Origin of the sequence: Actinocrinis sp., assembly GCF_035938995.1 — a bacterium.
Taxonomy (GTDB): domain Bacteria; phylum Actinomycetota; class Actinomycetes; order Streptomycetales; family Catenulisporaceae; genus DASZGI01.
Genome location: NZ_DASZGI010000346.1, coordinates 1 through 12,691, shown reverse-complemented (window position 1 = coordinate 12,691; position 12,691 = coordinate 1). Strand labels below are relative to the sequence as shown.

8 protein-coding genes and 1 pseudogene are annotated in these 12,691 nt (G+C 70.3%); 2 read left to right on the top strand and 7 right to left on the bottom strand.

The features are described from left to right. Positions 1 to 167: 167 nt before the first annotated feature. Positions 168 to 317 carry a hypothetical protein gene (locus tag VGZ32_RS24505; RefSeq protein ID WP_326888541.1) on the bottom strand — a complete coding sequence of 50 codons (150 nt, stop codon included), beginning with the start codon at positions 315 to 317 and terminating at the stop codon, positions 168 to 170. Between the two features lie 71 nt (positions 318 to 388). Then, positions 389 to 2,365, bottom strand: a complete 1,977-nt coding sequence (locus tag VGZ32_RS24500; protein ID WP_326888540.1) for a LamG-like jellyroll fold domain-containing protein — start codon at positions 2,363 to 2,365, stop codon at positions 389 to 391. 414 nt (positions 2,366 to 2,779) lie between these two features. Here VGZ32_RS24500 and VGZ32_RS24495 point away from each other — a divergent pair, with 414 nt between their 5' ends. Next, positions 2,780 to 4,252, top strand: a complete 1,473-nt coding sequence (locus VGZ32_RS24495; RefSeq protein ID WP_326888539.1) for a ferredoxin reductase family protein — start codon at positions 2,780 to 2,782, stop codon at positions 4,250 to 4,252. 35 nt (positions 4,253 to 4,287) lie between these two features. Here VGZ32_RS24495 and VGZ32_RS24490 read toward each other — a convergent pair whose 3' ends face one another. The 4 genes from VGZ32_RS24490 to VGZ32_RS24475 form a co-directional block, all read right to left on the bottom strand. Then, positions 4,288 to 5,916, bottom strand: coding sequence for a protein kinase domain-containing protein (locus tag VGZ32_RS24490; RefSeq protein ID WP_326888538.1), 1,629 nt, complete (start codon positions 5,914 to 5,916; stop codon positions 4,288 to 4,290). Then, positions 5,913 to 6,710 (bottom strand): serine/threonine protein kinase, encoded by a 798-nt coding sequence (locus VGZ32_RS24485; protein ID WP_326888537.1) that lies wholly within the window; start codon positions 6,708 to 6,710, stop codon positions 5,913 to 5,915. The genes VGZ32_RS24490 and VGZ32_RS24485 overlap by 4 nt, the downstream gene beginning before the upstream one ends. A gap of 362 nt (positions 6,711 to 7,072) precedes the next feature. Beyond that, positions 7,073 to 8,341, bottom strand: coding sequence for a S53 family peptidase (locus VGZ32_RS24480; protein ID WP_326888536.1), 1,269 nt, complete (start codon positions 8,339 to 8,341; stop codon positions 7,073 to 7,075). Between the two features lie 24 nt (positions 8,342 to 8,365). Continuing rightward, positions 8,366 to 10,663 carry a hypothetical protein gene (locus VGZ32_RS24475; protein WP_326888535.1) on the bottom strand — a complete coding sequence of 766 codons (2,298 nt, stop codon included), beginning with the start codon at positions 10,661 to 10,663 and terminating at the stop codon, positions 8,366 to 8,368. 223 nt (positions 10,664 to 10,886) lie between these two features. On the opposite strand from VGZ32_RS24475, the gene VGZ32_RS24470 reads away from it, so the two are divergent. Next, positions 10,887 to 11,996 (top strand): phosphatidylinositol-specific phospholipase C domain-containing protein, encoded by a 1,110-nt coding sequence (locus VGZ32_RS24470; RefSeq protein WP_326888534.1) that lies wholly within the window; start codon positions 10,887 to 10,889, stop codon positions 11,994 to 11,996. Between the two features lies 1 nt (position 11,997). Here the strand turns inward: VGZ32_RS24470 and VGZ32_RS24465 are convergent. After that, positions 11,998 to 12,691 (bottom strand): annotated as a pseudogene (locus tag VGZ32_RS24465) (hypothetical protein); the annotation flags it as partial.

Below are 12,691 nucleotides of genomic sequence, written 5' to 3'. Positions count from 1 at the left end.
GGAGATCGACGCCGTCCTGGACCGGCAGACCTCCGAGACCGCGCGGGCCGTGCGCGAGCGCTCGATCCTGTTCGACCGCCCGCGGGTGCCCAGCGGCTTCGACCCCGGGCGCTGGGCGGAGTTCCAGTCCGGGGCCTAGCGCGTCCACTCCGGTTCAGAGCTCGCGCTCAAAGTTCCCTGTGCTCGACCCGGTCGAGGCGGATGTCCTCGACCGGGCAGCTGTCGGAGATCGTGAGCTCCTCGACGTCGGCAAGCACGAAAGTCGGCACGTCGCGCGCCTTGTCCGCGCGCACGCGGTGGAAGTCGGCGCCGGACACGCAGCCAGCAGAACGCCAGCCGCATGTCCGTCGTCTCCGCGATCTTCTACGGCGGCTGTTCCAGATCGCGCTCACGCGTTCATGAACTGGCTGGTCTTGAGCGGGCGGTTCACGACGCGGACGTCGCCGATGTAGCCGTGGAAGATCTGGTTGATCGTGCCGGCGTACTCGTAGCCGCCCAGCAGCCACGAGTGCAGCAGAGTGGTGAGGCCCACGGCGGGGGTCGACGGGTTGCGGACCAGCTCGCAGCCGTCGACGTACATCTTGGTCAGGGTGCCGTCGTTGACCACGGCGACATGCCACCACGCGTCCAGCGGAAGCTCGTGGCCCCAGTTGGTGGACGAGTCGGTCCGGTCGAGCGGATAGACGCACCACTGCAGTTCGCGGTCGCCGGACAGGCTCAGGGTGACGATCGGCTCCTGCGGGTCGGTCGCGCCGCCGTGCTTGCCGGCCTCGCCGCTCATGCCCCAGCGGCTGAGCATCGCGGTCCACGCGTTCTGCGACGAGTCCCAGTCGGCCGGCAGCTTGAAGAAGGCCTCGAAGGTGTAGCCGCGCTCGAACGTCTCGGCGTTGAGCGGGGCCGAAGGCACGGTCTGCAGATACGCGCCCTGCAACGGGTTGCCCTGTCCGGCGAAGTAGAGGCTGCCGTGTCCGGGTTGGTCCGGATGGAACGCGCTGGACCAGGTCAGCGGCGTGCCCGGGCTGCCGGGGACGGTCGTCTTGACCAGGTCGTTGCCCAGGCCGGTCAGGTCCTTGACGACCACGTTGTCGGCGACGGCCGAGCCGTCCGCGTTCCCGCTGTCGAAGCGCCAGTAGGCGAGCGTGCCGCGCACCAGCATCTGGCCGGCCGGGCGGGGCGGGCGCGGCGGGACCGGGGCGAACTTCGCGAAGCGCTGCACGAAGTCGAGGGGGATGGAGAAGTAGTCGACCGCGCCGGTCAGGTCGATCTCCTGGCTGGCCAGCTTGTTGACGTCGTCCTCGGCCAGGTCTCTGATCCACGGGGAGAAGGTGGCCACGTCGACGGTGTCGCGGTCGGTGTCGAAGCGGTAGGTCCGGATCATCGCCGCGCCGCCGTAGTAGCGGTTCTGGTAGTTGGTGATGTGTACGTGCACGTCGTTGCCCGCGGTGTTCTGCAGCGTGGTCGAGCCGGGCGGCCAGTAGTGGCCGTTGAGCGTCAGGAAGATCTGGTCGTTGTCCTTGATCAGGCCGTCCCACAGCTGCTGCCCGTACGAGGAGAGATACGCCTGGCCGCTGTCGTCGGCGTAGGCGATCTCGTGGGTGGTGACGATCGCCGGCAGGCTCGGGTGCGCGGCCAGGACCGAGTTGGCCCAGGCGAATCCGGCCGGCGAGAGCCGCCAGTCGAGCCCCAGCAGCAGCCACTCCCGGCCGCCCGCGCGGAAGACGTGGTAGTGGTTGTAGCCGTCAGGGCTCGAACCGCCGTAGGCCGGCGAGTGGGCGAACCGGGCCGGGTTGAACGTGTCCAGGTAGGGCGTCGCGCCGCGCTGGTCGTCGCCGCTGACGTCGTGGTTGCCGGCGATGACGCTGTAGGCGGCGTTCTTCTGGTCGAGCACCTCGAACACCGGTCCCGCGGCGGCGTACTCCTCAGCCAGCCCGTTCTGGGTCACGTCGCCGAGGTGGGCGAGGAAGACGATGTTCTGGTCGTCGCCGGGGTCCAGGACGTAGCGCAGCGAGGCCTCGAGCGGGGCGGGGTGGATGCGGTCCTGGTCGAAGAGGTACTGGGTGTCCGGCATCACCACGAGGGTGAAGCGGGGGCTCTCGGTGTCGGGGCGCCACCGTCCGCCGGAGCCAGTGCCTTCTGCAACAGTGGTGACGTCGTAGGGGTCGCTCGCGGCGGAGGCAGAGGCGGGTGCCGGGGCGAGCACGCCCGAGCCGAGTCCGAGGGTTGCGACGCCGGCGCCGAGGAGCCCGGTGGTGCGCAGGAACGCGCGGCGGCCGGTGGCGGCGGGTCCGGCCGAGTCGAAGTCCGCGGTGCGGGGGCAGTCGTGGCCTGCGCAGCCGTCCGGGGCGGTGTCGTGCTCGTGGTCCATGTTCTCTCCCAGCGGGGGCAGCCAACGGGCCGTACCGTAGGCGGTGCGCGGCAACGGGAGATCATCACTGCGGGCACCGGCCGGCGAACATCAGCCCAACAGCGGCACGCATGCCCGTGTCCTGCCGTTTAGAAAGCAAGATGCTGATTCATCGGGAATGGGGCGGATGCCGCCGGCGACGGGCCGCCGCCGCGGTGAACCCGATCGCCGCATCAGCCGTGCTCTGCCACCGGGGCTGCGTCGGCAGCCATGACGAAGGCAGGTCGCGAGATGACGCAGCCACCGGACGCTGTCGATTTGTTCCTCTCCCGCGAACAGCGCCGCCCGCGGCCACGACCGCCGGCGGCGCCACCGGCGTTCCCCAACACCGCGCCCCCGTATAACACACGCCCGAACGGCTCGGTGGCGGGCGCGATGCCGCGGGTTCCTGCGCAGCGCCGGTCGTGGCTGGAGCGCGGCACCGCGACGCTCGGTTCGGTCTCCCTGCGCACGCGCGACATCGTCGTGCGGCCGGCGGCGCTTCAGGCCCGGCCGATGCGGCGCCGGCCACGCGGAGCCAACAACGTCCGCCCCGACGTGCGGGTCGCCGTGATGCTCGCCGCCGCCGCGGTCGGCGGCGTCGTCCTGCTCGGGCTGTTCTGGGCGGACACCCAGGGTCTGAGTTTCGCCACCAGCGGCGAGGCGTTCACCACGACCGGGGACGCGCTCGGGATGCTCGCCGCGTATCTGCTCATGGTCCAGGTGCTGATGATGGCGCGGGTCCCGTGGCTGGAACGGGGGATCGGCTCGGACCGCCTGGCCGCCGCGCACCGCCGCATGGGCGAGTGGGTGGTGATCGTGCTGATCGCGCACGTGGGCACGATCGTCGTGGGATACGCGAACGGCGTGGCGAAGGCGGTGCCCGGCGAGGTCGTGACCCTGCTCATGCACACCGCCTACGTCGGACTGGCCGCAGTCGGCACCGGGTTCTTCCTTCTCATCGGCCTGATCTCGCTGCGCGCGATCCGCCGCCGGCTGCCCTACGAGCTCTGGTATTACATCCACCTGAGCGTGTACGTCTCGCTGGCACTGGCATTCGCGCACCAGATCGTGCTCGGCCCGACGTTCTCCGGGAACGCGACGGCCCGCTGGGCGTGGGGCGCTGCCTATGTCGCGACAGGCCTCGCAGTGATCGTATTCCGTATCGGAGGCCCGCTGCGCCTGGCATATCGGCACGGCCTGTACGTGACCGCGGTCAAGCCCGAGGGCCCCGACACGGTCTCGATCTACCTCGGCGGGCGCAACCTGCGCCGGCTCGGCGCCCAGCCCGGCCAGTTCTTCCGCTGGCGGTTCCTGGCCCGCGGGTCTTGGTGGCAGACGCATCCGTTCTCCCTGTCCGCAGCGCCCAACCGGGAATGGCTACGGGTCACGGTCGGGGCACTGGGCAATCACAGCCGCGCGCTCCAGAACGTCAAGCCTGGAACGCGGGTGCTGGCCGAGGGCCCGTACGGGGCGTTCACCGCCGCGCTGCGCACCCGCCGCAAGGTCCTGTTGCTGGCCGGCGGGATCGGGATCACGCCGCTGCGCGCCCTCGCCGACGCGCTGACCTCCACCGCCACGGACATCGTGCTGATCTACCGGGCCTCGGACATGGGAGAGGTCGTCTTCGCGCAGGAACTCGAGTGGATGCAGCGCAACGGCCGGCTCACCGTGCACTACCTGCTCGGCAAGCGGGACGCGATGCCCCGGCCGCTGAGCGCCGAGCGTCTCAAGTACCTGGTTCCGGATGTCGCGGACCGGGACGTGTTCCTGTGCGGCCCGCCCGGGATGGTCGAGGCGGCGCGCCTGGCGCTGCGCCGGGCCGGGGTCAACCGACGCCGCCTGCACCACGAGCGCTTCGCGTTCTAGGCCTAGGCTCCGTGCTCCCTTCCCCGCGCGCCGTATCAGCTTGCGTACTGTCGCGCGTATCCGGCCACCGCGTCCGCGAATGCCTTGCTCTCGGCGGGAACCCCGTTCGCCTCGATCACGGATTTGCTGCCGCTGTTGTAGCCCGCGGCGAGCAGCGCCGCCGGGTCGCCGGTCAGACCCGCCCGCGTGTATTCCTGTTCCAGCCAGCACAGGTAGTGGCTGACCGCGGGAATCGCGTCGGCGGGCTTCATGTAGTCCTGGTTCACCCCGTAGGCCCACGACCGGAACACCTCGGGAGTCCATCCGGCGATGCCGTACGACGCCGTCGACGGATCGGAGAACGCGGGGTTGAAGTTGCTCTCCATCTTGAGAATCGCGGCGATCAGCGACGGCGTGACCTCCGGCTCCGCGCACTCCCGCGCGGCGCCGGAGATCATGTCCCGGTACTGCGCGGGTACGGCCGCGTCGGGGCGCAGATCTCCGGCCAGATACTCCCGCTGAACGGACGATCCCGCAGAACCGCTGTCACTGCTCAGCCACCACCCGCCGACGGCGAGGACCGCGGCGACGCCGACGACCAAGGGCCCTAACACGAAAAGCCGCCTGCGTCCGCGCCGTTCGCCCTCGCCGGACGGCTCCCGTCCGTCGCCCGGCCCCGTGTCCTTGGCGCCCTGGACTCCGGCACCGACACGTCCGTCGCCGAGCGTCGGGACGCTGTCCTCGGGCTCTGCGTCCGCGATACCGCTGCGCTCATAAGCATCGTCGTCGCTGACGGCGCGGATGCGGGCCAGGATTCCGGCGGCGTCGTGGGCGGAGCGGGATTCGTGGTCCGGGGCGAGACAGTCGGCGATGATCTGCCGCCAGGCCGGTCCGATCGCGGCGTCCAGGCGCAGCCGGGCCGTGCCGTTCGCATAGCTCTGCGCCGCCATCGCGCGAGACTGCTGCGCGGCGCCGGGGAACGGATGCAGGCCACCGGTCAGCGCCTGGTGCGCCAGCACCCCGAACGCCCAGATGTCGGCGGTCGGGCGCAGCGGGATCCCCTTCTCGCCGACCCGCTCGGTCCACCACTCCGGCGGAAGATAGTCTGACGACCCGATCCGCGGGGCGTATGCGTGAGTGCCCTCGACCTGAGCGGTGACGCCGAAGTCGGCGATGCGCGCCGATCCGTCGTCCATGATCAGGACATTGCCGGGCTTGAGGTCGCCGTGCACCCAGCCCTCCGCGTGCATGTGGGCCAGTGCGTCGCAGACCTGCTCGAGCAGGTGTGTCGGCGCCTGCACTCCGTCGCCCGCGAGCAGGTCGCGCAGGTTGGCCGCCGCGCGCTCCATCACGAGCACGACCGCGCCGTCGAGGTCCGGATGGTCCGGTTCGCGCAGCGTGTGCACGGCCAGCGTCCGTATCAGGTGTGGATGGTCGGCGCGCAGGCTGAAGCGGGACTCGCGCTCGACGACCTCCTTGAGCAGCGCGCGCTGACCCGGCGTCAGGTAGGCGGTCGGCAGGAACTTCAGCGCGGCGCGGCCGGTCGTCGCACCTGTATGTCCGTCTTCGTCGCCGACCTCGTCCGCCGCGTAGACACTCCCCCACGCACCGCTGCCGATCAGCTCCCTGACGCGCCAGCGGTCCACAAGGTACCCCTCCGGCACGACGATCGGTTCCCCCGTCATGCCACCGCGCCCTTCCGCCCGCGCGCCCGCAGACCGCCGTGCAGCGGGGGCAGCAGCTTGAGGTGCTCCTCGCGCACCAGGTCGAACCGCAGGGCCAGCGAGACCAGCGCCTCCCGCTTCCAGTCGATGCGCGGGGTGTCCTCGGCGCCGGCTCGCTCGCGTACCCGCAGCTTCGCGGTCGCCAGATAGTCGATGTGGAAGTTCACCGCGCTCACGGTCAAGCCCCGGCACGCAGGCAGCGGGCGCAGCCGGCGCACGACATCCGGCACGGCGGGAATGGCCGGGCTCGACGCCTCGCGCAGCCGCGGTTCGCACAGCGCGAGCAGCACCAGGAAGTACTTCGCGGTCGGATCGAGGGCGAACGGCGCCACGGTCCGCTCCCCCGCCACCGTGTCGGAGCCCGGGTCCAGGAAGTTGTGCCGCGGCGCGAACACCGTGAACCTGGCGAAGCTGGACGTCAGCGGCAGCACCACGCGGGAGAGCTCGAAGGGGATCGGCGCGCCCAGCCGACCCGGTGCGACCTTGACGTACTCGCCGCCGCCCTCCAGGTTCTCCACGACGTACGTGGTCGTCGCGCTGAAGTTGGACAGGCGCCAGTGGTCGTCGCTCGCGGCGACCTCGCCCGCGTACCGGGACACCCCTTCGTCCGTGAGCGCGATGTCCACCGGGCGGTTCGCCGAGCCGCGGCCGAAGGTGGCCACCTCGCCCGGGCCGAGCGACAGCGTGCGCGGCCGCGCGGCGGACTCGCCGGGCGCCCCGACACCGTCCGGGAGTTGGATGACGACGGATTCCATCCGGTTCGCGAGCCGGACGCCCGCACCCGGCCTGACAAAAGGCTGATCAACTGGAGAGTGTTTGACAAGGCTCATATGTGCCGACCCCTCGGCCACCCCCGATGGCCGCGCCCGCGCGGGCGTCGGTCCGAGTGTGGATTGCCGCCCCGATCTTCCGCACCGCACTCTACACCGACACTCGGACGAGCGGCTGAACTTACGCGCCGTTGCACGCCTCCGTGCACTACCACGTGCGCCCCGCCGATCGAATGCGTCCGTCGGCCGGTGACCTGCGCCTGAGACCCGGCCCCGGGCTGCCGGGGATGCGCCGGGTCTCAGGCGCCGATGCCCTTCGGTTATGTCAGGGCCATGTCAGGTTTATGTCAGAAGGCTCCCAGACCGTCGGGCGTGCCGTTGCCGGTCGGGCCGTCGTAGCCGGCGACCGCGTTGCACTGGTAATCCCCGCCGCAGTCGACGCCGAGGATGTCGTTGCCGCCCACGACGTCGTTGAGCGCTGACGCGTGCGCGTAGAGGTACGACGCGTTCGGGAACCGTGCGGGATGCCCGGCGAGCCCGATCACTCCCGCGATGAACGGCGACGACGCGCTGGTGCCTCCCACGATGAGCCAACCGGGCTCGCCGTGGTCGGTGTCGTAGACCGCGGGGCCGGTCTGCGGGTCGGCGTCGGCGGCCACGTCCGCGACCATCCGGCCGGGGCAGTTGGGGTCGGACTGCCAGGCCGGCTTGTCGATCCAGGCCGAGCAGCCCGCCCCGGCGCCCCGCCACGCGGACTCGGTCCAACCGCGGGAGTTCGAGGCCTTCTGCAGCGTGGTGCCGCCGACCGCGATCACGGCCGGGATGACCGCCGGGAAGTTCGGGATTCCGTATCCGAAGTCGCCCGAGGACGCGACGATCGCCACGCCGGGATGGGTGTAGTCGGCCTCGAAGGGCTGGATGCCGTTCTGCTCCTCCGCCCCATAGCTGTTCGACACCTCGGTCGCGCCGAGGGCGACGGCGGTGTTCACCGAGGTACCGAGGTTGGCGAAGCTCGAGTCGGTGCCCTCCACGAGCAGGATGTCGCAGCCCGGGCAGGCGGCGGAGACCATGTCGAGGTCGAGCGAGATCTCCACGTCCCAGCCCTGATCGGGCGGCAGCGGGGAGGCCGCGCCGCTCTCGTTCACCTTGCGGAAGCAGCCGTTGGCCGTGGTGCAGGCGGGCAGGCCGTAGGTGGTCCGGTAGACGGCGAGGTCTGATTCGGCGTTCGGGTCGTCGCCGGCGTCCACGAGCGCGACGGTCTGGCCGCTGCCGCCGGTCGCGGGCAGTTTGTAGGCGGAGGCCAGGTCGGCGGGACCGTAGCCGGGCGGAAGGGCCGCCTGCTTGCCGGTGGCCGTACGGGCCGCCGGACCGCGCACACCCTTGCCCGCGTGCACGTCGGTGCGGACTTCGGCGAGGCAGCGCGCGTAGCCGGAGCGCGCCGGGCCGCAGGCATCGACGACGTTGCCGGCGCGTCCGCTGATCTTCTTGGTGACGGCGTGCTGACCGGTCGCGCTGCTGGCGGCGTTCGCCGACGGTGCCAGGACCGCGCCGCCGGCGCCCACCGCGACGACGACTGCCGCGGACAGCGCTGCGCGTATGCGTGCGAATCGAGTCATTGCGATGTTCCCCTTTCTCAATTCTCAGTGCACGGACGCGGCGATGGTGTACGCGGCGGTGACGGTCTGGGTGATCGAGCCGCCGAGCGCGTCCGTGGCGCTGACGCGCAGCTCGGGTGACGTGCCGGCGGCGGAGAGCGGGTTGCGCCAGAAGGCGTCGTAGCTCCCGAAGTCGCCGATCTTGACGACGCGGGCCTGCTGCCAGGTCGTGCCGCCGTCGAAGGAGACGGATACCGAGGCGGAGGTGATCGGCGCGTGCGACCCGAAGCCGTCGTAGGTCACGTGGCCGATGTTCAGCTCCAGCCCCTGGGACTCGGTCTCGCCGGTGTTGGCCGAGTTGGTGAACAGGTGGTAGTTCAGATTCAGCATCGGCAGCACCTGGCACGGGGTCGCCATCGCGCCCGTGAAGTCGCACGGGTCGGTGGAGGGCAGCGTCGAACGCGGGTCCGTGCCCGGCACGTAGTGGAACGTGACGTCGGTGTGGGTGGTCAAGGACTGGGTCAGACCCTGGATTCCGGTGTTGTCGGTGTCGTAGACGAGGCGGTACGTCGTCGGCGCGACGGGTACGCCGGTCAGCTCGGCGCCCAAGTAGCCGCTGCCCAGATCCTCGACCTGGACCCCGTTCTGGTAGAGCGCGTAGTGCGTGGTCTCGCCGAACAGCGGGAAGCCGACGTGGTCGGGCTCGCTGTCGCCGTCGATGTTGACGGCCGCGACGAGCACGTCACCGGAGGCGCAGGCGAGGCAGGGGAGGAACAGCTGCGGGCCGGTGTGCTTGCCGAAGTCCGGCGCGAGCGGGCCGTGGGCCCATTCGACCTCGTAGTCGCTGCCGCCCTGGAAGGTGTGCACGTCGGACTGGTACTGCGCGCCGGAGGGTGGTGCGAAGTATGTCTGGACCCACTGTCCGCCGTCGCCGGTGCCGAGGTATTGCGTCAGCGGGCCCGCGTAGCTCTCGCCGCCGCTCAGCTGGCCGATTCCGGCGTTCGGACCGTCATAGGTGCCGTTGAGGAAGGACCCGCCGGCCGGCGACGCGGGGTCGGTGAAGAACGTGTGGTGCACCGTCGCCACGTTGCCGGAATCCACGGTGTACGACTGGTTGGCGGGGATGTCGCTCGAACCGTATGCGAGGTCGTATCGGTACTGCTCGCCGGTGGCCGGTCCTGCCGCGTCCCATTGCACGACGTAGTGGAGCTTGCCGACCGTCGGCGCGGGCTGGCTGTTGGAGTAGAGCGTGACCCCGCCGCCGAAGATGACGTTGCCGAAGGAGAACGTCGCGCCCGTGGCGTCCTGCCGGGCATAAGTGATCTGCATGCCGTCGGAGGTGGCGGGACGGGGCGTGGTGACCGTGAAGGGGACGGTCGCCGTGCGTTCGTCGACACCGATCGTGGTCACCGGGTCGGTGGCCGACACGGCGAAGTCGTTGACGAACACCGTCCGCAGCGCGGTGAGGTTGCCGGCGCTGTCGAAGTCGTCGAACAGCACCTCCGCCGAGTAGTTCCCGACGGGCACCGCGACCCGCTCGATTCCGCCCCCGATCGGCGCGAAGCCGTTCTCCCGGGTGGCCGAGTCGACGTTGAGGAGGAACACGAGGGCGTCCGCCGGGGCGCCGGTGATGTCGGTGGCGTTGATCTGCAGGATGTGCAGCGGGAACCGCGGCGACGCGGAACCGTGCGCCGCGGCGCCGACGCCGGGAACGGCGAGACTGATGGAAACCAGGCCGCCGAACAGCGCTCCGGTCCCGGGGTGACGCCCCGCGGTGACGTCCGCGCCGATAGCCGCGCGCAGCCCCGCGGCGAACGCGGCGCCCGACGTCGCAGTCAGGTAGCCGGTGGAGCCGGACGTCAGGGTGACTCCGGGCGGGGCGGAAGGCGCGCCGCCGGACGGGAAGCTGAGATCGACCGGGATGTGCGAGCCCGTGGTTGCTCCGGCGCGTAGCAGGGCGCTTACGTCGAACAGCGAGCTGTCGAGCTGCTTGCCCAGATAGGGCCGCGCCTCGTCCGGGACGATGAAGTGATCGCCGAAGGCGTTGTAGGACGTGTAGTCCGTTGCAGCGCCCTCGGGGCCGACGACCGAGTACGAGGTCTGGCCGCCGATCGTGGTGATCGTGACGCGGTCGCCGGTCGGAAGCGTCACCGTGTGCCCGGACGGTGCGGCGAGCGGCGTCGCGACCTGCGCGGCGCCCGACGCGCCGGTCGACGACGTACCGGCGAGCGCCGGGGTGCCCACGCCGAGCGCGAGTCCCGCGCAGACGGTGAGTACCAGAGCGCCGCGCCTGACCCGGCGGCCCGGCGAGTGACCCGTGATGCGAAGTTTGTTGTGCTCCATCCCCACGTGAACCTTTCCTTGCGCGGTCCTGGCGGGACCGACTGGTATCACTCAATACGACGCGAGCGGGCAGTGCCAGGGTTCGAATGTGGCGCGAATATGTCAGGGGATTCACTACTGACTTATGTGCGGCTTAACGCTTCGCGGTGAGCGTCATCGGCCGCATACCGGGACCGGGCGGTGGGAATGAGGGGGCACGCCCACACATCTGAAAGGAACAACCGTGAACCAGGAACATCGACGGCGCCGGCCGCGCTTCCCACAGCGGCGCCGTGCGCTCAGGCCCCTGATCTGCACCGCGGTCACGCTCGCCACCGCTGCCGGCGGCGTGGTCGCCTCGTCAGGTCCGGCCGCCGCGCAGCCGACCTCCTCGACGAGCGCATTCAACAGCCTGACGGTCCAGAGTCACCCGGACTGGATGGCGCAGGTGCCGGACAACACGAGCCTTGGCGCGATGTCCATCCCCGGCACTCACGACACGCTCGCCATCCACGGCGGCTGGGCGCCCTGGGCGTATGAGGCGCAGGAGGACCACGGCGACAGCGCCGCGACCCTCACCGCGCAGCTCGACGCGGGCATCCGCGCCATCGACATCCGGGTCCGCGTGGTCAACAGCGGGACCGCGTTCGTCATCCACCACACCGACGTCTACCAGAACGCGAACTTCGACGACGTGCTGACGAAGGCGCAGGCGTTCCTCGCGGCGCACCCGACCGAGACGATCCTGATGCACCTGCACGGCGAGTGCGACGGAGACTCGACCGAGGGCGGCAGCGGCAGCTCATCGATCGGCCACTGCGCCGACGATCCGGGCAACCTCACCGCCGCGCAGCGCATCGCCGTGTTCGACAGCTACCTCGCCCGCTACCCGGGCCTGTTCTACGCGCCGACGGTGACCGGGAACAGCACCTCCGACATGCCGACCCTCGGCCAGGCGCGCGGCCACATCGTGCTGACCGACTTCACCGGCCCGGTCGGCGAGATCTACGCCGGCTTCGGCCTGACCCAGCTGACGTCAGGGAACTGGGGCCAGTACATCGAGAACGACTGGACCCAGTGCAACCTCGCGACGAAGTTCAGCGAGGCGCAGGCCAACCTGCAAAAGTCGAGCGCTGACACCTCCGGCGCGCTCTACACCACTTACACCTCGGCGAACTGCACGCCGTTCGGCGCGGGCCCGGCCGACATGGCGGGCGGCTACTTCGGCGGCGAAGGTGAGAACCAGCGCCTGCTGGACTACCTCAACGGAGGTGGGGTCACCCACACCGGCGAGATCATGATGGACTACCCCGGCTACGCGGTCGTCTCGGCAATCATCGGCCTGAACCCGTAGCTCATGGGATGGGTGGTGGCGAGGAATCGGTCACTGTGACCTGTATGGGTCCGGGATTCACGGTGAGCACAAAACTTCTCAGCCGCGGGTTCCCCAGCAGCGAAACAGTGATCGGTACCGACTGTCCCGCTTTCAGCGGTCCACCAGTTGACGGCGAGATGCTCGGCGTGCCGTAAAGCGCCGGATTTGCGAGCAACTCAACGGTGAACGACTGAACCGTGCCGCCCTGCGCCATCAACGTAAAGTGCCCGACATAGTAGACAACCTCGGTCGGGGCCCACGTCGCCGTCACCATCGTCGGGATCGCGATCAACGTTCCCGGCGGTGGTGGCGACGGACTCGGACTCGCCGAGGGCGAGCGCGACGGGCTCGGCGACCTGCTCGGCGTCGCCGACGCTCGCACCGATGCGCTCGCACTTGCCGACGCGCTCGCCGAGGTCGCGGTCACCGTGATCGTCGGCGAGGTCTGCGTCGGCGACTGCGAGATCGTGATCAGGTACGTGGTCGGCGCCTGCGATTGGGGCGGCGCCGACGGACTCTGTATCGCCGCCGCTGTCGGCGTGAGGATGTGCACCGCCAGGGCCGCGCTGACGCCCAGGACCGCGAACAGCAGCAGCACGATCACCGAGACCGTGATCGACTTGCGTTTGGTCCCGTTTCCCTTGCTCTGCCACGCCACCGGTATCGGACGCCGG

Coding starts and splice junctions, on each gene's coding strand:
- VGZ32_RS24495 (WP_326888539.1), top strand. CDS start 2,780: ATGCCGCGGGTTCCTGCGCAGCGCCGGTCGTGGCTGGAGCGCGGCACC.
- VGZ32_RS24485 (WP_326888537.1), bottom strand. CDS start 6,710: ATGGAATCCGTCGTCATCCAACTCCCGGACGGTGTCGGGGCGCCCGGC.
- VGZ32_RS24490 (WP_326888538.1), bottom strand. CDS start 5,916: ATGACGGGGGAACCGATCGTCGTGCCGGAGGGGTACCTTGTGGACCGC.
- VGZ32_RS24500 (WP_326888540.1), bottom strand. CDS start 2,365: ATGGACCACGAGCACGACACCGCCCCGGACGGCTGCGCAGGCCACGAC.
- VGZ32_RS24475 (WP_326888535.1), bottom strand. CDS start 10,663: ATGGAGCACAACAAACTTCGCATCACGGGTCACTCGCCGGGCCGCCGG.
- VGZ32_RS24480 (WP_326888536.1), bottom strand. CDS start 8,341: ATGACTCGATTCGCACGCATACGCGCAGCGCTGTCCGCGGCAGTCGTC.